This is a genomic window from Rhizomonospora bruguierae, assembly GCF_018397995.1.
In the GTDB taxonomy this organism is placed as follows: domain Bacteria; phylum Actinomycetota; class Actinomycetes; order Mycobacteriales; family Micromonosporaceae; genus Rhizomonospora; species Rhizomonospora bruguierae.
Genome location: NZ_BBQH01000026.1, coordinates 43,499 through 62,723 on the forward strand (window position 1 = coordinate 43,499; position 19,225 = coordinate 62,723).

Sequence of the window (19,225 nt, forward strand, 5' to 3'; positions counted from 1 at the left end):
GGCACGGACGACGTGACGGAGGCATGATGGTGCTTGGCGACAGTGACACGGCGTTCGACTTCAATCCCATGGTCGCCCCGCACCGGCAGGACCCACACCTGTTCTATCGCGCGGCACGTGAACGGCCGATTGCGTTCAGCCCATCGATCGGCGCTTACATGGTCAGCCGCTACGCCGACATCCGGACCGTCCTCGACGAACCGGACACCTTCTCCTCGGCCGCGGCGGTGCCGTTGATATACGACAACCCACCGGAGGTGGTGGCCGAGCTGAAGGCCGGCAACGTGCCGGAGACCACCGCGGTCGTCAACGAGGACGAACCGGGGCACCGACAGATGCGTGCCCTGTTCGACGCGGCGGTCCGTGGCGCCCGCGTCCGCGCGCTGCTGCCCCTGATGAACCAGCGCGCGGCGGACCTCATCGACGGCTTCACCGACGGCGCCGCGGATCTCGTCAGCGAGTACGCGATCCCGTACGTGCAGACGATAATCAGCGCGGTCATCGGTTTCCCGCCCGAGGACACCGAGCAGATCCAGGTGTGGACCGATGACGTCACTACACTCTGGAACCCGCTCGCCCCGCTCGACGACCGGATTGCCTCCGCCCGCCGGATGGGTGACTACACCCGCTATCTTCAGAACTTGATCGACGATCGCAAGGCACATCCGCGCGACGACATGATCTCGGTGCTCGTGCACGGCGCGAACGGATTCCCCGGTGTGTCCGACGACTACGTGCACAACATCGTCCGGGGCGCCGCCCGGGTCGCCGGGTTCGACACGACCCGCGACGCGATCACCGCGACCGTACTCGTCGCGCTGCAGAACCCGACCGTCCGAGCTGGAATCATCGCTGAACCGGTGCGGATGATCCCGAAGGTGACCGAGGAAGCCCTGCGCCGTGACGCCCCGCACCGGGGGCTCTTCCGAGTCACGACCCGAGCGGTCGAGCTCGGTGGCACCGTCCTGGCCCAGGGCTCCCTTGTACTGCTGTTGTTCGGCTCGGCAAACCGCGACGAGACGGTGTTTCCCGACGCGGACGCGGTCGACCCGAGCAGACCCAACGCTCACGACCACCTCGCCTTCGGCAGGGGCCTGCATGCCTGCCCCGGCGCACCGTTGGCCCGCGCCGAAATCAGGGTCGCGTTGCAGACGCTGTTCGACCGGCTACCCGGCCTGTACCTCGCGGAGGGCTACACACCGGCCTATATCGCAAGCTATTTCTTCCGCGGGCTGGAGTCCCTGCCCGTGCGCTGGTGAGGCGCCGGCGCATCGGCACGGCATCGCGGTGCGTCCGCCCCCGCGCCCGCCAGCAGCGGCCGCAGGTACGCGAGTTGGTGCCGTACCTGGTGGATGCCGCCGCCGTCGTGGTCGTTGAACTCCCACACCACGATGTCCTTCGGCCCGGCGTAATGGTTGTACGCGGCGTACACCGTCGAGGGCGGGCAGACCCGGTCCATCAGCGCGACGGAGAACAGCGCCGGGGACTGGCAGCGGGCCGCGAAGGACATGCCGTCGAAGTACCCGAGCGTCGCGAACACCTCCGCGACCGGCTGGCGGTGGTCGGCGCACCAGCGGGCGACCTCGGTGTACGGGCCGCGGTCGCTGATCCGTACCGCCCGGCTCCAGTGGCACAGGAACGGCAGGTCGCACAGCACCGCGGCGACCGGGCCGGCGAGCGCGGCGGCGGCGAGCGCGATGCCGCCGCCCTGGCTCACCCCGCCCACGGCCACTCGATCGGGGTCCACCATGGGTAGTGAACGGGCCGCCTCTACCGCGCAGGTCGCGTCCACGAACACCCGCCGGTAGTAGTACGCGGCCGGGTCGTGCAGGCCGCGTACCACCGGGGGTGCGGAGTCGCCGCAGCCGGGGTCGGGCGTGTCGCCACCCTGGCCGCGGGCGTCGACGACCAGGTGGGCGTACCCGGCGCTGGCCCAGAGCAGGTGCTCGATGGGTAGGCCGCGCCCGCCGCCGTACCCGACGAACTGCACGAAGCAGGGCAGTGGCTCGGGGTGGCCGGCGGGTAGCGTGAGCCAGGCCCGCACCGGCTCCCCGCCGTACCCGGGCACGACCACGTCGTAGGTGACCACTGTGGATAGTCCGGCGTCGACCTTCTCGAACCGGGCCGGTACCGGATCCCTGGTCCGGCCCAGGGCGAGCGTCTGCTTCCAGAACAGGTCGAAGTCCGGCGGCTCGGCGAGCGGCGGGCGGTAGCCGGCGAGCGCCGCGGGGTCCAGGTCGTACGCGGTCGGCGCCGGCGGATCGTCGGCGTAGGGCACGGCCGTCATGGGCCCTCACTTTCCCGATCCGGCCAGCAGGCCGCGGACGAAGGTGCGCTGGAGCGCGAAGAAGATCACCATGGGCACCGCCATCGCGACGAACGCGGCCGCGGTCAGCAGCTGCCAGCCCTGGCCGGTGGTGGCGCTGACCAGGTTGCTCACCGCGACGGTCAGCGGCGCCACCCCGGGGTCGCCGCCGAGGAAGATGAGCGCGATGAGCAGGTCGTTCCAGACCCAGATGAACTGGAAGATGGCCACCGACGCGAGGGCCGGCCCGGACAGCGGCAGGGTCAGGCGCAGGAACGCGGTCAGCGTCGACGCGCCGTCGAGCGCCGCGGCCTCGAACATCTCCTCCGGCAGCCCGGCGAAGAACGTGCGCAGCAGGTAGACCGTGAACGGCAGCCCGAAGCCCAGGTGCACCAGCCAGATCCCGGCGAATGTGCCGGTCAGGCCGGTGGCGTTGTAGAGGCGCAGCACGGGGACGAGGGTCATCTGCAGCGGCAGCGCGAGCAGCGCGATCATCGCGACGGTCACCGCGCGGCGGCCGGCGAACGACATCCGGGCCAGCGCGAACGCCGCCACCGCGCCGACCGCCACCATCGCGGCGACCGCCGGGACGGTGATCAGCAGGCTGTTGCCGAGCGCGGTGCCGAAGCCGCTGGTGGCCAGCACGTCCCGGTAGTTGTCCAGGGTGAGGATGCCCTCGCCGGCCCGCCACCAGCCGGTGGTGGAGATGTCGTACGCCGGGCGGAAGGAGCTGACCAGCAGCCCCAGCACTGGCACCGTCCACAATCCACAGAACAGCAGGAGCACGAGGTGGGTGGGGAGGCGGCGGGCCGCCCGGGTGCGCCCGTCGCGCCGGCTCCTGACCGGGGCCGGGCGGGTCGCGGCCGGTGCCTCGGGCCGGGGCAGGGTCTGGGTCATCGGTTCGGCCCCCCGGCCCGGGTGGCCCGGGCGTTGACGATGAGGATCGGCACGGCGAGCACCGTGAGAAGCACCGCGATCGCGCTCGCCCGGCCGTCGTGCTGGTCGACGAAGAGCTGCCGGTACATGAGGTTGGCGATGACGTCGGTGCGGTAGTTGCCGTTCGTCATCACGTACACGATGTCGAATGCCTTGAACGCGCTGACCGCGACGAGGGTCGCGGTGACCAGGATGGTCGGGCGCAGGTGCGGCAGCGTGACGTGGCGGAAGACCTGCCACGGTCCGGCGCCGTCGATCCGCGCCGCCTCGTGCAGTTCCGCCGGTACCGCCTTGAGCGCGGCGGAGAGGATGACGGTCGCGAAGCCGGCGGTCATCCACACGCCGACGCCGATGAGGGCGCCGTTGTTGGTGCGGGTGTCCACCAGCCACGCGACGGGGGCGGCGCCGGTGGCGGTCAGCACCGCGTTGAGCGTGCCGGTCTGGGGCAGGCCGGGCGGCCGGTACTGGTACATGAAGCGCCAGATCACCGCGCCGGCGACGAACGGGATCGCGGTCGGCAGGACGACGGCCGCCTTGGCCACCGCCTCGTACCGCACCCGGTCGGTCAGCACGGCGACCAGGAGCCCGGCGCCCAGGCAGCCGCCGGTGAGCAGGACGAGCCAGAGCAGGTTGTTGCGCAGCGCGGTGTGCACCTCGGCGCTGGTCGCCAGGTACCGGTAGTTGTCCAGCCCGGCCCAGCCGCGCGAGCCGGCGTCGCGCAGGGAGAGCCAGACGGTGTTGGCCAGCGGCCAGGCGAGGTAGACGCCGACCGGTACGAGCGCCGGGGCCAGCCACAGCCAGGGCACGAGCCGGCGGTGGAAGCGGTGCGGCAGCACCGCCTCCAGCCGGCCGACCACCCACAGCCAGCCCAGCACGAGCGCCGGCACGGCCACCGTGAAGGTGAGCGCGGCGAGGACGCGGGTCGTCGGGACCATGCCGGCCTTCAGCTCCGGTACGCGCTCGTGCGGGCCCGCTCCAGCCCCGCGAGTTGCGCGTCCAAGGTGGACGGATTGGCCACGTACGCCAGGACCGCCTTGTGGAAGGCCTGGGTCATGGCCGGCGGCATGGCGTTCTGGGCGGCGTACTGGACGGTGCGCGCGTCCGCGTAGACCTGAGCGGCCCGGCGGGACAGCGTGGACGTGTACGCCTCCGGCGGGGTGCGGCGGTTGGCGCCGATCCACTGCCCGGTGCCGGCCACGAGGGCGCTGAACTCGGGTGTCGCCGCGTACCGCATGAACGCCCGGCCCTGCGGGCTGTCCTTGAGCAGCGCGAGCGTCTCGCCGGAGATCTCGACGGAGCCGGCGCGCGCCGGGTCGACCGGTGGGAACGGGAAGAAGTCGATGTCGGTGCCGGGCACGACTCCGGGGACGCTCTGGGCCAGCGCGTTGCCGAGGAAGTCGGCCTGGACGTGCAGGTGGCAGGCGGGCGGCTTGGCGAACAGCCCCTGCGGGCTGGTGGTGAAGTCGGTGGTCAGCACGGCGGTGGCGCCCCCGCTGACCTGCTTGGCGTCGGTGGCGATGGCGCCGAAGCGCTGGAACGCCCGCTTGATCTCCGGTGCGGTCCAGGGCAGGTCGCCCTGCCACCACTTCGTGAAGACCTCCGGGCCGGCCTGCTGGAGCACGAACTCCTCGATCCACACGGCGCCCGGCCAGCCGCTGTTGGGCCCGGATTCCAGGCCGATGCACCACGGCGTGCCGCCGGCCGACGCCTGCTCGGCCCAGCCGGAGAGGTCGTCCCAGGTGGCGGGCGGCCGGGGGCCCCGGTACGTCTTCGGGTCGTACCAGACGAGGCCCTGCACGGCGGTGTTGTAGAAGATGCCGTGGAGCTTTCCGTCTACTGTAGAGAGTTTCAGTAGCCCGTCGGGATAGTCGGTGCGGACCGCGTCCATGTCCAGGAACGGGTCGAGCGCCACCAGCTTGCCCCGCTGCGCGAGCTGGGCCACCTGGCCGGCGCTGGAGTTGGAGACGACATCGGGTGGGTTGCCGCCGGCGATGCGGGTCTGTAGGACGGCGTAGACGTCGCCGGTGCTCTCGTACTTGATCTTTATGCCGGTCGCCTCCTCGAACGGGGCGAACGTGCCGAGGTACGCGTCGAGTTGGGGGCCGCTCAGGACGCCGAGCAGGTTGAGCGTGCCGCCGGGGCGGGTGCCGTCGGCGGCGCGGGTGGCGGCGGCGCGGGCGGCCTGGATCCGGTCCGCCGCCTGGGTGGGGGGTGCCTGGGTCCGCGATCCGGAGCCGCCGCAGCCGGTCGCCAGGACGGCTAACAGGGCGGTGCCGAGCGCGGCGAGGGTGCGCGTTCTCATCGGTTGCTCCCTCAGTCGGTGAGGTGTGGCGGTGATGACGTGTATGGAACGCCCGTGTTACAAAGTTGTCAACAGCTTCGCTCGAAGCACTTCGACAACTCGGCTACCCTTGCCGGGCGTTCTGGCTCGCCCGCCGGGCGCAGGGGTCGGGGAGGAGGCGCGGGTGACCGGCAAGATCACCATCTACGACGTGGCCGCGCGGGCGGGTGTGAGCATCTCGACGGTCTCGCTGGTGCTCAACTCGCCGGCCCGGGTGCGCCAGGCAACCCGCGAACGGGTCCTGTCCGCCGCCGACGAACTGGGCTTCGTGCCCAAGGCGGACGCGGTCACCCGGGCCCGCCGGGGCGTCGGCCGGATCGGCGTGATCGCGCCCTTCAGCTCGTACCCGTCATTCAGCCGCCGCCTGGCGGGGGTGTTCGCGGCGGTGGACGCGGAGGCCCTGGAAGTGGTGGTCTTCGACCAGCAGTCCGCGGCCTCGGCCACCTCACCGCTGCTGTCCAGCCTGCCCATCACCCGCCGCCTCGACGGGCTGATCATCATGGGGCTGCCGCTGGAGGAGTCGGTGATCGAGCGGCTGCGCGCCCAGCGGCTACCGACCGTGGTGATCGACTCGCCCCGGCCGCGCTTCGAGGCCGTGGTGACCGACGACGAGACCGGCGGCGAACTCGCCGCGCGGCACCTGATCGCCCGCGGTCACCGCCGGTTCGCGTACGTGGGGGAGGCGCAGCGGTCGCACGCCTACGTGTCGCCGTCCGAGAGCCGGCTCACCGGCTTCCGCCGGGTGCTCGCCGAGCACGGGATCGCGCTGGCCGACGAGGCGGTGCGGCTCGTCCCGCACGACGTGGACCGGGCCCGGGCGGCAAGCCACGAGGTGCTGGACCTGCCCGAGCCACCGACCGCGATCTTCGCGCACGACGACACCCTGGCGGGCGGGGTGCTGGCGGCGGCCCGCGACCGTGGCCTCGCGGTACCGGAAGGGCTGGCGGTGGTCGGCTTCGACGACTCGGACCTGGCCCGGGTCCTGGACCTGACGACCGTCCGGCAGCCGTTCGAGGAGTCGGGGCGGCTGGCGGCGCGCGCGCTGCTCGATCAGATGCAGGGCCACCCCACCGGCCGCCGCACCACGGTGCTCGACCTCGAATTGGTGGTCCGCGCGACGACGTGACGCCCGGCGCCGCCGGGCCCAGCCGGGTGCGGCGCCGACCGACCCCGCCCCGTGTGCGGCGCGGCCGGGCCCAGCCGGGTGCGGCGCCGCCCGGAGCGGTGTGTGGGCCGGCCCGGGCCGCAGCGGTCCGCGGCCCGGGCCCGGCTCAGGCGGCCACGCGGTAGAAGCGGCGCACCGCCGCGGGCACGGCCACCACCAGGATGCCGGCCGTCCAGGCCAGCGCGATGGCGGTCGCGCCGGCGGCGGGCCGGCCCTGCATCAGGGCCCGGACCGCGTCGATCACGGCGGTCAGCGGCTGGTGCGCGGCGACCGGGCGCAGCCAGCCCGGCATCGTCTCCACCGGCACCAGGGCGCTGGAGGCAAACATCAGCGGGAAGACCACCAGGATGCCCGCGGCCAGCGCCGCCTCGCCGCCCCTGGCCCGCAGGCCGAGGTACGCGAAGACCCACGTCAACGCGTACCCGAAGGCGACGGCGAGCGCGACGGCGCCGGCCGCCGCCAGCGGGCCGCCCGGCAGGCGCAGCCCCGCGAGCACGCCGGCGGCCAGCATCGCGAGCACGACGAAGAGGTTGCGCCCGGCGTCGGCGAGCGTGCGCCCGGCGAGCACGGCCGGCGCCGACATCGGTAGCGTCCGGAATCGTTCGATCGTGCTGCTGGCCAGGTCCTCGGCCACCCCGACCGCGGTCTTCGCGCTGTCCCAGGCGACGACCTGCACGAGCACGCCGGGCACCAGCCAGTCCACGTACCGCATGCCGGGCGTCGCCACCGCCCCGCCGAACACCTGCGTGAACAGCAGCACCAGCACGACCGGCTGCGCGGTGGACAGCAGGAGCAGTTCGGGCTGGCGGCGCCAGTGCCGCAGGCTGCGCCCGGCGAGGACGAGCGTGTCGGTGAGGCTCCACCGGACCGCACCCAGGGCGTCCGTTGTGGTCACGCCGCCCTCCCCGCCATGGCCGGTACCGCCGCGCCCGGCGCGGTGAGCGCCAGGAACGCGGCGTCCAGCGTCGGCCGGCCGGTGCGGTGCTTGAGCTGGTCGACCGTGCCCTCCGCGACCACCCGGCCGTGGTCGACGACCACCACCCGGTCGGCGAGGCGGTCGGCCTCCTCGAGGTACTGGGTGGTCAGCAGCACGCTCGTGCCGGCGGCGACGAAGTCGTCCACCACCGCCCAGAGCTGGTCCCGGCGCAGCGGGTCGAGGCCGGTGGTGGGCTCGTCGAGGAAGAGCACCGGCGCGTGCGCGACCAGGCTGGCCGCCAGGTCGAGGCGGCGGCGCATCCCCCCGGAGTACGTGCGGGCCAGCCGGTCCGCCACGCCGGTGAGGTCGAAGCGGTCGAGCAGTTCGGCCGCCCGGGCGCCCGCGGCCCGCCGGGACATCCGGTGCAACCGTCCGAACAGGATCAGGTTCTCGTGGCCGGTGAGCCGGCCGTCGACCGCCGCGTGCTGGCCCGCCACGCCGATCGCCGCCCGCACCCGGCGCGGCTGCCGCCGCACGTCGAAGCCGGCCACCTCGGCCCGGCCGCCGTCCGGCGCGACCAGCGTCGTCAGGATCCCGACGGTGGTGCTCTTGCCGGCGCCGTTCGGGCCGAGCAGCGCGAGCACGGCGCCGGCCGGTACCTCCAGGTCCACGCCGCGCAGCGCCTGGACGCCCGCGTACCGCTTGACCAGTCCCTCGGCGCGGATCGCGGCGGTCATGCCGGCCCCGGGTGCGGGCCGGCCGATGGCGTCAGCCGCGACTCCCGGCGGGGCGGGGCCAGCTCGTGCAGCAGCTCCAGCCGCTGCGGCGTGAGCGGCTCCCGGAACAGTGCGAGGTGCTCCCGGATCACCGCGGGCGGCCATTCCCACCAGCGCAGCTCGAGCAGGCTCTCGACCATCGCGGCGGGGAACCGTGGGCGCAGGTGGCGGGCCGGCACGCCGACCACCACCTCGTAGTCGGCGACGTCGCGGGTCACCACCGCCCCCGCGCCGATCACCGCGCCGACGCCGATCCGCACCCCCGCCCGGATCGTGGCGCCCGCGCCGATCCAGGCGTCCGCGCCGATCGAGGTGCGCCCCACCGCCGGCCAGGGGTCGTCGCAGAAGCCGAACTCGTGGTTGACCGGGAACACGTGCGTGGTCGGCAGCTGCGGCCAGTGCGGGCTGGCGCCCACGGTCACCTTCTCGGCGATGCCGGCGTACGGGCCGACGTCGGTGTTGAACAGCGAGGCGAACCGCCCCACGATCGAGTACGGGCGGATGCTGCTGCACCACAGCAGCGAGTACTCCATGATCAGTGCGTTGTGCTCGACGACCGTGTCCTTCAGCTTCACCTGGTTGAGGCTGACCGTCGCGCCGTTGCGCCGGGCCCGCAGCACGGTGAGCAGGTTTCCCAGCGAATACGTTCGCGGCCACGCATTGATGGTTCTCGGCATGATATCACCCGCTGGCGGCGCCGCGGTGGACACCAGCCCACCGGTGAGCGTGGCAGTACTACTCGTCATTTCCGCACCCCTCGCGATCGGATTCACCGTCCGGTCGCAACGATAGGGGCGCGGGCTCCCGCGCGTCGTCGGCCGCGGGACGGAATTCGCCATTCGGCCGGTCGGCGGAATGTGTAACCCGGGAATGTCGGTCAGGTTAATCCCTGACGATAGGCGAAGACGGCCAGCTGTACCCGGTCGCGCAGCTCCAGCTTGGTGAGCAGGCGGGAGACGTGCGTCTTCACGGTGGACTCGCCGAGCACCAGCTCGTGGGCGATCTCGGCGTTGGTGCGGCCGTGGGCGACGAGCCGCAGCACGCTGCGCTCCCGCTCGCTCAGCCGGCGGCCGCCGGCCGGGCGGGGTGCCGCGGGGGCCGCCCGGTAGAGGTCGAGCAGCCGCCGGGCGAACGGCGGCGACAGCCACGCCTGCCCGCGGGCCACCGCGCGGACCGCGGCGATCAGGCTGGTGCCCGCCTCGGCGGTGAGCACGTAGCCGTCCACGCCGGCGCGGGCGGCCGGATCGATCGGGACCTCGTCGACCGCGCCGGCCAGCAGGACGACCGGCCCCGCGCCACCGCGTCGCAGGTCGGCGGCGGTCGCCGGGCCGCCGGCGCCGGCCTCGACCAGGACCACGTCGGGCGCCAGGCGGGCCACCTCGGCCACCGCGCCCGGCCCGCCGGCGGTCGCCCCGACGAGCTCGAAATCGTCCACGCCGGCCAGCACCGCCCGCACGCCGTCGTGCAGCATGGACGGCTCCGCCACCAGCGCAATTCTGATCATCGACATGCGATTCCCCCCGGACGGCCGGCCAATTGTAGCCGGCCCCGCGGGCTCCGGCGGCCAGGCCGGAAACGCGTCTCAAGCCGGCCGTAAATTGCGTGTAAATTGGCTCGCCGTTACGTAACCCCCGCTTGATGTTTCCGGCTGGTTAGATGATCTCGCGCGCCCGATCTCATCGACCCCTCCCGGGAGAGGGCTTTCGTTTCGGCGCCGGCCGGGGTAACGATCGGGGTGGCCGGCGAGGTCCCATGCGGACGCCGCTTAAGCATGACTGCCGGCGAATTGCAATGTGTGGCGAGTGTGACGTGAGTCGCAGTATCGACGGGGGCGCCGGGCCCGGACCTGGCTGCCCCGTCGGGGAGAGTTGCCAGGGTGGCGACGCTGAACGATGAGGACGATGACCCGTACCTCTGGTTGGAAGACCTTGACGGTGCTGAGGCCACCGGGTGGGTGCGGGACCGCAACGCGGAGACCACCACCGCGGTGACCGGGAGCGGGCGGTTCGGCGCTCTGCGGCGGGGGATCCGGCAGGTGCTCGACGCCGAGGACCGCCTACCGTACCCGGACTGGATCGGCGATCGCTTCTCCTACAACTTCTGGAAGGACGCGGCGCACCCCCGTGGGCTCTGGCGCCGGACGACCCTGGAGCAGTACCGCCGGGCCGAGCCCGAGTGGGAGGTGCTGCTCGACGTCGACGCGCTGGCCGCCGAGGAGGGCGAGAACTGGGTCTGGAGCGGGGTCACCGTGTTGCGCCCCGGTTACCGGCGCTGCCTGGTCAGCCTGTCCCGGGGCGGAGCGGACGCGGTGGTGGTCCGCGAGTTCGACCTGAACCGCCGGGTCTTCGTGGCGGACGGCTTCACCCTTCCCGAGGCCAAGACCGACGTCTGCTGGATCGACGAGGACCACATCTACGTCGCCACCGACTTCGGGCCCGGGTCGCTGACCACCTCCGGGTACGCGCGGGTCGTCAAGCGGTGGCGGCGAGGCACGCCGCTGGCCGCGGCCGAGGTCGTCCACGAGGGACGCGCCCACGACATGACGGTCGGCGCCGTTCACGACCCCACGCCGGGGTTCGAGCGTGACTTCGTGCTCCGCTACCTGGACTTCTACCGGCACGAGAGCCACCTGCTGACGGCGGCCGGCGAGCGGATCAGGGTCGCCGTCCCGGACGACGCCCACTGGAGCGTCCACCGGGAATGGCTGGTGATCCGGCCCCGCTCGCCGTGGGTGGTCGAGGGCGTCACCTACCCCGCGGGCGCCCTGCTGGCGGCCCGCTTCGACGCGTTCCTCGCCGGCGCGCGGGAGCTGGCGATCCTCTTTCGGCCCGACGCCCGCACGGCGCTCGACAGCTACGCGTGGACCCGGAACCATCTGATCCTGGCCACCCTCGCCGACGTGCGCAGCCGGCTCGAGGTGCTGACACCGGCCGAGGGGCAGTGGCGGCGGGAGCCGCTGCCGGGAGTGCCGGAGGACGACTACAGCCGGGTCATGGACACCGACCCGGATCTCGGCGACGACTACCTGATCGCCTCGGACGGGTTCCTCCGGCCGGCGACGCTCCGCCTGGGGCAGGTCGGCGGCGCCGTCGAGACCCTCAAGCGGGAACCGGCGTTCTTCGACGCCGCGGGCCTGGCGGTCCGCCAGTTCTTCGCCACCTCGGCCGACGGTACGCGGGTGCCGTACTTCGTGGTGGGGGAGCCGGGCACACCGGGTGGGCCGACCCTGCTCACCGGGTACGGCGGGTTCGAGATCTCCCAGACCCCCTACTACAACGGGCCGATCGGCCGGGGATGGCTGGCCCGGGGCGGCACGTACGTCGTGGCGAACATCCGGGGCGGTGGGGAATACGGCCCGCAGTGGCACCGCGCCGCGATGCGGGAGAACCGGCCGAGGGCGTACGAGGACTTCGCCGCGGTGGCCGCCGACCTGGCCGCCCGGGAGATCACCACGCCGGGGCGGCTGGGTATCGAGGGCGGCAGCAACGGCGGGCTGCTGATGGGGGTCATGCTGACCCGCTACCCGGCGCTGTTCGGCGCGGTCGTCGCGCAGGTCCCGGTGCTGGACATGCGGCGCTACCACCGGCTGCTGGCCGGCGCCTCGTGGATGGCCGAGTACGGCGACCCGGACCGGGAGCGGGACTGGGCCTACCTGCGGGAGTACTCGCCCTACCACAACATCCGCCGCGAGCCGGGGTACCCGCCGGTCCTGCTGGTCACCTCGACGCGGGACGACCGGGTGCACCCGGGGCACGCCCGCAAGATGGCGGCCCGGCTGCGCGAGTACGGCCACGACGTGTCCTACTACGAGAACGTCGAAGGCGGCCACGGCGGCGCCGCCAACAACGAGCAGCGCGCCTTCCTCCGGGCGCTGGCGCTGGAGTTTCTCTGGCGGAAGTTGACCGCGCCGGTGAGCCGTGCCATACCGCGTCAGGTTTCCGCCGCCGAGGCGAGAGAGCAGGCGCAGACCGCCGAGAAGCCGTAGCGCCCGGCACGGCTCAGCGCGACGGGATCAACTCGATGATCGAGCGCGAGCCGGCCGGCGTGACCGAGGTGACGTGCAGGCCGGCCGAGCCGGCAAGTTCACCCAGCTCGTCGAGGGTGCGTTCCCGGCCACGGACGTAGCAGAGCATGCGCAGGTCGCCTTCGGTGTCCGGTGCGCCGCCCTCCGCACCGCCGATGACATCGCTGACGTGGTCGACGACGAACACCCTCCCCGCCGGCGCGGCCGCCTCGGCGCAGCGCCGCAGGATGCGCGCGGCGTCCTGGTCCGGCCAGTCGTGCAGGACGCCCGAGAGCAGGTAGCCGCCCGCGCCAGCGGGAAGGGCATCGAAGAAGCTGCCGACCCGGGCGTCGGCCCGGTGGGCCAGACCGGCGGCGGCGATGGCCTGTTCCGCGCGGGCCACCGGGCCGGCCAGGTCGAGCACCGTGCCGCGCAGGTCGGCATGGGCGCGAAGGATGGCGATCAGCAGGCTGGCGTTGCCGCCGCCCGCGTCGATGATGTGCCGCAGGGTGCCCCAGGGGTAGGCGGTGGCGACCGCGGGCGCGTCCGCCACGAGCCGGGCTCCCATCAGGGCGTCGAAGGACGCGGCGCGCCCGGCGTCGGCCGACAGGTCGTCCCAGAACGGGCGGCCGAACTGGCGCGGGAACGCCGGCTCGCCGGCCCGGACGCTGTGCAGCAGGTGGACGAGGCACAGGTCGGCGCGCCCGATGGCGCCGTCCAGATCGATCCAGGCGCGCACCCCACCGGGGTGATCGTCACGCAGTTGCTCGCCCCGGGTCGTCAGCCGGTAGGCGCCGCTCTCCGCGCGGGCCAGCACACCGGCGGTGACCAGGTGGCGCAACAGGCGCTCCAGGGCGTCGGGGTCGGCTTCCACGGCCGCGGCCAGCGCCTCGGTCGTCTGCGTGCCGGCGGCGATGCGGTCGGCCAACCGCAGGGTTGCCGCCACCCGGATCGCCATCGGCGTCACCAGGTCGGCGGCCGCCCACAGCCACCCACCCCAGCCGGTCGCCTCCTGCTCGGTCATGAACGCCTCCCCGTTCGGCGGTGGCCCGATTCGCCCGGTCGGCAAGCCTGCGGTCGTCGCCCTGGTAGTGCAACACAGCAACGTCGCCCGGCTGACCACCGAGGCGGTGGGGGCAGCGCGGTGTCGCGTCGTTCTGGCAGGATCGCCCGGGTGAGGAGGCTTGCGCCGCTGCTCGTCGTCGCCGTGCTGGTCGGGGCCGGTGGATGCGGCCCGGTCGACTCGCTGGGCGGGACCGAGCGGTTCACCCAGGGTGGCATCAGCATGGAACCCACGGTCAAGGCCGGGCAGGACATCACCGCCCGCGCGGTCAAGGGTGAGTACCGGCCGACGCGCGGCGACATCGTCCTGTTCCGCCAGGCCGGCGCGCAGGAGGGTGAGCGGGAGGTCACGTACCTCAAGCGGGTCATCGCGATCGGCGGCGAGACCGTTGCCTGCTGTGACGAGGCCGGGCGGGTGACGGTCAACGGCAAGCCGCTGGACGAGCCCTATGTGGCCGATGACTCGCCGCTGGACGAGCCGCCGAACCCGGAGCACTGCGGGCCGCGCCGCTTCGGCCCGGTGGCGGTGGCCAAGGGCACCGTCTTCGTCATGGGCGACAACCGCGCGAATTCGAACGACTCCCGTTGCTCCGGGCCGATACCGGCGGCGTCGGTGTTCGCCGTCATGACCACCTGACCGGTCCCGCGCTTCGCGCCGGAGTTCGGGAAACCCCCCGCTCCCCGAACTCCGGCGACTCCACCAGGGTCAGACCCTGGCCTCTGCGCCGGCCCTGGCCGGTGCGGCCGGGGCCGCCTTCGGCGTCCGGCGTCCGGGCATCCACCAGTTGGCCTTGCCGCACAGCTCCATCACCGCGGGGACGAGGACCATCCGGATGATGGTGGCGTCGACGAGCACGGCGACGGCCATGCCCAGGCCGATCTGCTTGACCGCGACGTCCGGCCCGAGCACGGCGGTCGCGAAGATGGCGATCATGATGGCGGCCGCGGCCGTGATGACCTTGGCCGTCCCCGCCAGGCCGCGGGTGACCGCCGTCCGGGTGTCGTCGGTGCGCTCGTACTCCTCACGGATCCGCGAGATCAGGAAGACCTCGTAGTCCATCGACAGGCCGAACAGCAGCGGGAACATCATCATCGGCACCCAGGTCGTGACCGGCATGTCGGTCGGGAAGCCGAGCGCCGAGCCGAGCCATCCCCACTGCACGATGGCTACCAGCACGCCGTAGGCGGCGCCGATCGACAGCAGGTTCAGCACGGCGGCCTGCAGCGCGATCGTGACCGACCGGACCAGCACGACCAGCAGCACCAGGGACAGCGCGATGACCACCGTGATCATCAGGGGCAGCCGGGAGCCGGTGTCCTCGGCGAAGTCGATCGCGCCGGCGTTCGGGCCGCCGACGTAGATCTTTTCGCCGCCGGCCGCCCCGGGCAGCACGTCGTCGCGGAGCTTGTGCACCAGGTCCGCGGTCGCCTCGTCCTGGAATCCGGTGGTGGGGAAGGCCATGAAGATGACGGCCTGCCCGTCCGTGCTGACCCGCGGCGGCGTGGCGTAGGCGATGCCGTCGGTCCTGCGGACCGCTGCGACGAGGGGACTCAGGTCGGTGCCCGCGGAGCCGACCTCGGTGGCGAAGATCAGCGGCGCGCTGTACCCGGGTCCGAAGCCCTCGGAGATGATCTTGTACGAGGTGTAGCTGCTCCGGTCGTGCGGCTGGACGCTGGCGTCGGGCAGGCTCAGCCGCATCGACAACACGGGTGCGGCCAGAATCAGCAGCGCCGCGCCGGCCAGGATCGCGGCGACCAGGGGCTTGCGCTGGATCACGCCGGCCCAGCGTTCGGCGGGGGTGCGGCGCTCCCGGGCCGGGCCGTCGCCGGCCCGGTGCCGGCGGGAGGTGCGCCGGGGCAGCCGCAGCGCATTGATCTTGTAGCCGGCGAAGCCCAGGAACGCCGGCAGCAGGGTCACCGCGGCGAGCATCGTCACCAGCACGGTCACCGACGCGCCGATGGCCACGCCGGTCATCATCTTCTGCCCCATGGTGACCAGGCCCAGCAGCGCGATCATGACGGTGGTGCCGGCGAACAGCACCGCGTGACCCGCGGTGGTGATCGCCCTGACCGTGGCGCTCTCCGGCTCGTCGCCGGCGCGCAGGTTGTCCTTATAGCGGGTCAGGATGAACAGTGCGTAGTCGATGCCGATGCCGAGCCCGATCAACACGGCGACGAGCACCGTGAAATCGGGCGACGGAACCAGGTGCCCGGCGAGCTTCATCAGGGCGACGCCGCCGAGGACCGCCATCAGCCCGGTCACGATCGGCAGGCCCATCGCCACCAGCGACCCGAAGGCGATGAACAGGATCACCGCCGCCGCCAGCAGGCCCACCCCCTCGATCGGGCCCTGCGGGGGTGTCTCCGCCTTCTCCGCCTTCTCTCCGCCCAGCCCCAGCGTCAGGCCGTCACCGGAGGCGTCCTTGACCAGGTCCACCAGCGGCTTGACCTCGGTCTTGGGCACGTCCTTGTCGGTCAGCGGGATGGTCGTGCGGGCGATGTGGCGGTCCTTCGTCACCAGGTTCTCGTCCTGGTACGGCGAGATCACCGGACCGGTGACGGGCGAGGCGTCCAGATCGGCGATGACCTTTTCGATCCGTTGCCGGGCGGTCGGGTCGTCGATCCCCTGGTCCGCCTTGATCGCGAGAGTCAGCGTGTCCCCCTGCTGCTCGGGGAAGTGCTTCGCGATCAGGCTCTGGGCCTGGGCGGAATCGGAGTCCCCACCGGCGTAGTCGTTGTCGGGCGTGGCGGGGTAGCCGAAGCCGACGAACGCCAGGGCGATGACGCCGACGATCCAGGCCAGCAGGACCGGGCGGCGGCGCCGGTAACAGAACCGGGCCAGCCTCGCCAGGGCGCCGTCGGCCCGGGGAGTCGCGCGCGCTCCTGAACGTGAGTCAGGGTGATCGTTCATGCCGTGATCGTCGCGCCGGTGCGGGTGTCCCGGCCTCGGACAGCGGATGTCGACGGCTACGCAATCGGGCGTAGTCGGTCGGTGCCCCGCTACGCCCGTCGCAGTACCGGGTCGCGCGGTTGAGCCGAGCGTTGTCCCTGCGTCACAACTATATGATCGCCGCATGAAACGCCCCGCCGTGCCGCCAGCCCTGCGCGCGGTGGCGTTGGACGTGGTGCTCGCGCTCTTCATCGCCGTGATGCAGGTGCAGGGCACGGTCGCCCGCGTCGCCGTCGACGGGGCGAAGCATCCGCTCAGCGACTTCGGCAACCTCGGGTACGTCCTGCTGGCGCTGAGCGGCCTGGTCCTGACCGTCCGCCGCCGCTGGCCGGTCGCGATGTTCGTCACCACCGCGCTCGCCAGCCTGGTGTACTACGGTCTCGACCTGCCGGACGGGCCCGGCTGGCTCGGGCTCTTCGTCGCCCTGTACACCCTGACCTCCTACGGGGACGGTCGCCGGTCGCTGGTGGTGGCCGGCGTGGGCACCGCCGTGCTCACCGTCGGGTGGCTGGTCGCCGCGACCGACATCGAACCGCGCGCCGCCATCGGCTGGGTGTTCTTCCGGATCGGCGCGTCGGTCATGAGCGCCGCCCTCGGCGAGTCCGTCCGGTCCCGGCGGGTCATCGCGGCCGAGGCCCAGCGGCGCGCCGACCTGGCCGAACGGACCCGCGAGGAGGAGGCGCGGGCGCGGGTCGACGCCGAGCGGCTGCGGATCGCGCGGGAGGTCCACGACACCGTCGCGCACGCCATAGCGATCATCAACGTGCAGGCCGGTGTCACCGCGCACGTGCTCGACAAGCGGCCGGAGGTGGCCCGCGAGGCGCTGGCCACCATCGAGCAGACCAGTTCCCGGGCGCTGCGGGAGATGCGGGCCATCCTCGGGGTGCTGCGCGACGACACCGACGGGCGGGTCCCGTACCCCGGGCTCGGGCAGATCGACGAACTCGCCGCCAAGGCGCGCGACGCCGGACTCGACATCAAGATCGAGGAGGTGTCGGCGGCGGCGCCGCTGCCGAGCGCGGTGGGCAGCGCCGCCTACCGGATCGTGCAGGAATCGATCACCAACGTGATCCGGCACGTCGGCCCGACCCGGGTGACGGTGGCGCTGAATCCCGGAATCGACGTTCTGGAGATCCGGGTGACCGATGAGGGCCGCCGGATCCGAGCCGGTGACGGCTTCGCGGTTCGACCGTCCGGCCACGGCGCGGAGAAGCCGGCCAAACCCGGTCGCGGGATCCTGGGCATGCGTGAGCGCTGCCGGCTGCTGGGTGGGGAACTCGACGCCGCGGCGACCCCGGAGGGCGGGTTCGAGGTCACGGCCCGGCTGCCGCTCGCGCCGATCGGATCGGTCCGGTGACCGCGCCGGCCGCGCCCTCGACCGGCGCCCCGATCAGGGTGCTGGTCGTCGACGACGAGGGTCTCGTGCGATCCGGGTTCAAGGTCCTGCTCGACCTGGAGGACGACATCACGGTGGTGGGGGAGGCCACCAACGGCGCCGAGGCCGTCGAGCGGGCCCGCGCCACCCGCCCCGATGTCATCCTCATGGACATCCGCATGCCGCGGCTGGACGGGATCCAGGCGACCGCCCGGATCGCCGGGACCCGCGGGCTGGAGCAGGTCCGCGTCCTCATCCTCACCACCTACGACACCGACGAGTACGTCTTCGAGGCGCTGCAGGCCGGCGCCAGCGGCTTCCTGCTCAAGGACGCCGGACCGGCCGAACTGCTGCACGCCATCCGGGTGGTCGCCGGCGGGGACGCGCTGCTCGCGCCGCGGATTACCCGGCGCCTCATCGGCCAGTTCACCGCGCGGCGGGCGGCCAGCCAGGTCGCCCAGGACCGGCTCGCGGTGCTGACCGGGCGCGAGCGCGAGGTGCTGGCCCTGGTGGGCCGGGGCCTGAGCAACGACGAGATCGGTGCCGAGTTGTTCCTCAGCCCGGCCACCGCGCGTACCCACGTCAGCCGCGCCATGGTCAAATTGGGGGCGCGGGACCGGGCGCAACTGGTCGTGATCGCATACCAGACCGGACTGGTCAGCCCGGACGAGGTATGACCGCGGATCATCGCGGGGGACGTGGGATGGCGGCAAGCCGGGCGGAGGGGAACGTGACCATCGACGAGGCGAACGGCTGGCTGCGCAGGATCGCCGAGAACCCGGGCCACTCGCGGTGGTACATCCAGCGGTTCCGCGACCTGGCGGCACGTGGCGAGGACCTGGCGGGCGAGGCGCGCCTGGTCGACGCGGTGGTGTCCCGCGGCTCCCGGATCCTCGACGCCGGCTGCGGCACCGGGCGGGTGGGCGGTTTCCTGGCCGCGGCCGGTCACGACGTCGTGGGCGTGGACCTGGACCCGGAACTGATCGCCGCCGCCCGCGAGGAGCACCCGGGGCCGCGCTGGCTGGTCGGTGACCTCGCCGGGTTGGACCTGCCGGCGGCGGGCATCCCGGCCGGCTTCGACGCCGTGGTCTGCGCCGGCAACGTGATGACCTTCGTGGCGCCGGCCACCCGGCGGGAGATCCTGCGCCGGTTCGGCGCGCACGTGCGGCCCGAGGGTCGGGTCGCCGTCGGGTTCGGCGCCGGCCGCGGCTACGAGTTCGACGCGTTCCTCGCCGACGCCGCGGCGGCCGGGCTGACCCCCGACCTGCTGCTGCGCAGCTGGGACCTGCGGCCGTTCACGCCCGGCTCGGACTTTCTGGTCGCCCTGCTCACTCCGCAGCCGCCGCGCTGACCCGCACGGGCCACCCCACTGCGGCCACCCGTCGAGTGACATGGC

The 19,225-nt window shown here is 72.9% G+C and carries 16 protein-coding genes and 1 pseudogene; 7 read left to right on the top strand and 10 right to left on the bottom strand.

Annotated features, from left to right (window positions below):
• Positions 1–26: 26 nt before the first annotated feature.
• Positions 27–1,259, top strand: a complete 1,233-nt coding sequence (locus KJS59_RS14985; RefSeq protein WP_213453483.1) for a cytochrome P450 — start codon at positions 27–29, stop codon at positions 1,257–1,259.
• On the opposite strand, the gene KJS59_RS14990 is transcribed toward KJS59_RS14985, so the two are convergent.
• The 4 genes from KJS59_RS14990 to KJS59_RS15005 are packed head-to-tail and all read right to left on the bottom strand — an operon-like array spanning position 1,217 to position 5,543.
• The gene (locus tag KJS59_RS14990; RefSeq protein WP_213453484.1) at positions 1,217–2,287 is read right to left on the bottom strand and encodes an acetylxylan esterase; all 1,071 of its coding nucleotides are present in this window, start codon (positions 2,285–2,287) and stop codon (positions 1,217–1,219) included. The genes KJS59_RS14985 and KJS59_RS14990 overlap by 43 nt on opposite strands.
• 6 nt (positions 2,288–2,293) lie before the next feature.
• Positions 2,294–3,202 carry a carbohydrate ABC transporter permease gene (locus KJS59_RS14995; protein WP_213453485.1) on the bottom strand — a complete coding sequence of 303 codons (909 nt, stop codon included), beginning with the start codon at positions 3,200–3,202 and terminating at the stop codon, positions 2,294–2,296.
• On the bottom strand, positions 3,199–4,176 hold the full coding sequence (locus tag KJS59_RS15000; protein WP_213453486.1) for a carbohydrate ABC transporter permease: 978 nt from the start codon (positions 4,174–4,176) through the stop codon (positions 3,199–3,201). The genes KJS59_RS14995 and KJS59_RS15000 overlap by 4 nt, the downstream gene beginning before the upstream one ends.
• 8 nt (positions 4,177–4,184) lie before the next feature.
• Positions 4,185–5,543, bottom strand: a complete 1,359-nt coding sequence (locus KJS59_RS15005; RefSeq protein WP_213453487.1) for an ABC transporter substrate-binding protein — start codon at positions 5,541–5,543, stop codon at positions 4,185–4,187.
• Between the two features lie 163 nt (positions 5,544–5,706).
• On the opposite strand from KJS59_RS15005, the gene KJS59_RS15010 reads away from it, so the two are divergent.
• The gene (locus KJS59_RS15010; protein ID WP_249714210.1) at positions 5,707–6,708 is read left to right on the top strand and encodes a LacI family DNA-binding transcriptional regulator; all 1,002 of its coding nucleotides are present in this window, start codon (positions 5,707–5,709) and stop codon (positions 6,706–6,708) included.
• A 145-nt stretch (positions 6,709–6,853) separates the two neighbouring features.
• Here KJS59_RS15010 and KJS59_RS15015 read toward each other — a convergent pair whose 3' ends face one another.
• From KJS59_RS15015 to KJS59_RS15030, 4 genes and pseudogenes are all read right to left on the bottom strand, one after another.
• Positions 6,854–7,642: an ABC transporter permease gene (locus KJS59_RS15015; RefSeq protein WP_213453488.1), complete on the bottom strand. Its 789-nt coding sequence runs from the start codon at positions 7,640–7,642 to the stop codon at positions 6,854–6,856.
• Positions 7,643–7,707: 65 nt separating this feature from the next.
• Positions 7,708–8,400 (bottom strand): annotated as a pseudogene (locus tag KJS59_RS15020) (ABC transporter ATP-binding protein); the annotation flags it as partial.
• Positions 8,397–9,185: a CatB-related O-acetyltransferase gene (locus KJS59_RS31810; protein ID WP_283775784.1), complete on the bottom strand. Its 789-nt coding sequence runs from the start codon at positions 9,183–9,185 to the stop codon at positions 8,397–8,399. The gene KJS59_RS31810 and the pseudogene KJS59_RS15020, both read right to left, overlap by 4 nt.
• 131 nt (positions 9,186–9,316) lie before the next feature.
• Positions 9,317–9,943 (bottom strand): response regulator transcription factor, encoded by a 627-nt coding sequence (locus KJS59_RS15030; RefSeq protein WP_213453490.1) that lies wholly within the window; start codon positions 9,941–9,943, stop codon positions 9,317–9,319.
• A 372-nt stretch (positions 9,944–10,315) separates the two neighbouring features.
• Between KJS59_RS15030 and KJS59_RS15035 the strand changes: the two genes are divergently transcribed.
• Positions 10,316–12,424 carry a prolyl oligopeptidase family serine peptidase gene (locus KJS59_RS15035; protein WP_249714212.1) on the top strand — a complete coding sequence of 703 codons (2,109 nt, stop codon included), beginning with the start codon at positions 10,316–10,318 and terminating at the stop codon, positions 12,422–12,424.
• Between the two features lie 13 nt (positions 12,425–12,437).
• On the opposite strand, the gene KJS59_RS15040 is transcribed toward KJS59_RS15035, so the two are convergent.
• A complete protein-coding gene (locus KJS59_RS15040) occupies positions 12,438–13,466 on the bottom strand; it encodes a methyltransferase (RefSeq protein ID WP_213453491.1) in 1,029 nt (342 codons plus the stop codon).
• Positions 13,467–13,616: 150 nt separating this feature from the next.
• On the opposite strand from KJS59_RS15040, the gene lepB reads away from it, so the two are divergent.
• On the top strand, positions 13,617–14,141 hold the full coding sequence (gene lepB / locus KJS59_RS15045; protein WP_213453492.1) for a signal peptidase I: 525 nt from the start codon (positions 13,617–13,619) through the stop codon (positions 14,139–14,141).
• A 69-nt stretch (positions 14,142–14,210) separates the two neighbouring features.
• Here the strand turns inward: lepB and KJS59_RS15050 are convergent, their stop codons facing one another.
• Positions 14,211–16,415 (bottom strand): MMPL family transporter, encoded by a 2,205-nt coding sequence (locus KJS59_RS15050; RefSeq protein WP_213453493.1) that lies wholly within the window; start codon positions 16,413–16,415, stop codon positions 14,211–14,213.
• 163 nt (positions 16,416–16,578) lie between these two features.
• Here KJS59_RS15050 and KJS59_RS15055 point away from each other — a divergent pair, with 163 nt between their 5' ends.
• From KJS59_RS15055 to KJS59_RS15065, 3 genes are read left to right on the top strand one after another with little or no spacing between them, the layout of a single operon-like run.
• Positions 16,579–17,811: a sensor histidine kinase gene (locus KJS59_RS15055; protein ID WP_213453494.1), complete on the top strand. Its 1,233-nt coding sequence runs from the start codon at positions 16,579–16,581 to the stop codon at positions 17,809–17,811.
• Positions 17,808–18,506 (top strand): response regulator transcription factor, encoded by a 699-nt coding sequence (locus KJS59_RS15060; RefSeq protein WP_249714213.1) that lies wholly within the window; start codon positions 17,808–17,810, stop codon positions 18,504–18,506. Before KJS59_RS15055 ends, KJS59_RS15060 begins: the two co-directional genes overlap by 4 nt.
• Before the next feature lie 53 nt (positions 18,507–18,559).
• Positions 18,560–19,180, top strand: coding sequence for a class I SAM-dependent methyltransferase (locus KJS59_RS15065; RefSeq protein WP_376771179.1), 621 nt, complete (start codon positions 18,560–18,562; stop codon positions 19,178–19,180).
• Positions 19,181–19,225: the final 45 nt, after the last annotated feature.